Below are 1,890 nucleotides of genomic sequence, written 5' to 3' on the forward strand. Positions count from 1 at the left end.
CGCCGCGCATCCTGGTCATCACCACGTTCGAGAACGACGACTACGTGTACGAGGCGCTGCGGGCGGGCGCGAGCGGCTTCCTGCTCAAGCGCGCCCGGACCGAGGAGATCATCCAGGCGCTGCGCACCGTGACGCTGAGCGACTCGCTGCTGTTCCCCACGGCGATCCGCGGGCTGGCCGCCCGGCACGCGGGCGGCCGCGACGCCGACCGGATGCGCGCCGCGCGCCTCACGGACCGCGAGGGGGAGGTCCTGACGCTCATGGCCGGCGGGCTGTCCAACGCCGAGATCGCGGGCGAGCTGGTGGTCAGCGTGGAGACGGTCAAGACGCACGTCGGCAACGTGCTGGCCAAGCTCCAGGCCCGCGACCGCACGCAGGCGGTGATCGCCGCGTATGAGTCCGGTTTCGTCAGCCCTTCTTGACCTGCGAGGCGTACACGTCGACGTACTCCTGGCCGGACAGGGACCGGATCGCCGCGATGATCTCGTCGGTCGCCTTGCGCAGGTCGGCGTCCTTGTCGTACCGGAGCGGCTCGCCGAGCTTGATCACCGGCTGCATGATCTTGCGGGGCATGCGGTAGCCGGTGGGCTGGATCTCGTCGGTGCCGATGAGCGCGCACGGGTACACGGGCGCGCCGGACTCCACCGCGAGCCGCGCCACGCCGGTCTTGCCGCGGTACAGCCGGCCGTCCGGCGACCGCGTGCCCTCGGGATAGATGCCGAACAGCCGGCCCTCCTGCAGGACGCGCAGCGCCGTGCTGAGGGCGTCGGCGGCCTCGCTGCCCCCGCGCCGGTCCACCGGGATCGTGCCGACGCCGCGGAAGAAGGCGGCCATGAGCCGGCCCTTGATCCCCTTGCGGACGAAGTAGTCGTCCTTGCCGATGAAGACCAGCTGCCCCGGCGCCATGAGCGGCAGGAACAGCGAGTCGCAGAACGACAGGTGGTTCGAGGCGATGATGGCCGGCCCCCGCTTGGGCATCGTGCCGACGACCTTGGGCCGGAACAACAGACGCAGCCAGGGGCCGAGCAGAATGTGCTTGAGGAACCAGAAGAACACGGTCAGCCTTCCACCGAGGGGTGCCCGACAGTCTGACGCCTCACCTCCCGGCGCGTCGGTGCGGGGGCGTTACAAGAAACAACCGACGGTTCTTGTACCACACCCTCACTTGACGCGCATGCTCCTACCGATGAGCGTAGTGACGATCGCGCCGGCGAGTGCGAGACTCGCGGACACCGCGAGCGCGGCGTGCGCTCCCCGCGCCGGTCCGGACGCGGAGGCGTCGACGGCGACCACCATCGCCACGCCGAGCGAGGCGCCCACGTAGCGCGCGGTGTTGTTGGCGCCCGACCCCATCGCCGTACGCGACGGCGGCACGCTTCCCACCGCCATGCCGGCCAGCGCGGCGTTGAGCAGTCCGCTGCCGATGCCGCTGACGACGAGACCCGGCGCCATCGTCCACCAGCCGCGGCCGGGGGCGAGGACGAGCAGCAGGAGCTCACCCGCGGCGCACAGGACCAGGCCGGCCGCGATGAGGTGACGGGCCGCGACGGTGAGCCGGCGGACCAGGAGGGAGACCACGAAGGAGACTCCGGCCCACAACGAGATGACCGCGCCGGCGGCGGGCGGCGGCTCGCCGAGCACGTCACCGGCCACGGTCGGCAGGTAGCTCATCATGCCGATCACCGCGGCCCCGGTGCACAGGGCGCCGGCCGTCGCGACCGTGAAGTCGGGCCGGCGGAACAGCCGCAGGTCCAGCATCGGCTCGGCGCTTCGCAACTCCACCGTCACGAAGCCCGCCAGCAGGATGAGGGCGGCCGCGAGCAGGCCGGGCACCTCCGGCCGCGTCCAGCCCGCGCGGCCCACCGTGACCGCGCCGAGCAGCGCGGCCAG

At 72.1% G+C, this 1,890-nt stretch carries 3 protein-coding genes; 1 reads left to right on the forward strand and 2 read right to left on the reverse strand.

What is annotated here, in order from left to right; all coding sequences use genetic code 11:
* Positions 1–422 (forward strand): LuxR C-terminal-related transcriptional regulator (locus ACFFNX_RS48865; protein ID WP_378213297.1); only part of this gene is annotated, 422 nt, incomplete at its 5' end.
* Here ACFFNX_RS48865 and ACFFNX_RS48870 read toward each other — a convergent pair.
* On the reverse strand, positions 409–1,056 hold the full coding sequence (locus tag ACFFNX_RS48870; protein WP_378213298.1) for a lysophospholipid acyltransferase family protein: 648 nt from the start codon (positions 1,054–1,056) through the stop codon (positions 409–411). The two genes, ACFFNX_RS48865 and ACFFNX_RS48870, sit on opposite strands and share 14 nt — an antisense overlap.
* Before the next feature lie 105 nt (positions 1,057–1,161).
* A partial coding sequence (locus ACFFNX_RS48875; protein WP_378213299.1) for an MFS transporter occupies positions 1,162–1,890 on the reverse strand: 729 nt, incomplete at its 5' end.

The sequence above is a fragment of the Actinoallomurus acaciae genome (genome assembly GCF_042429965.1).
Taxonomy (GTDB): domain Bacteria; phylum Actinomycetota; class Actinomycetes; order Streptosporangiales; family Streptosporangiaceae; genus Actinoallomurus; species Actinoallomurus acaciae.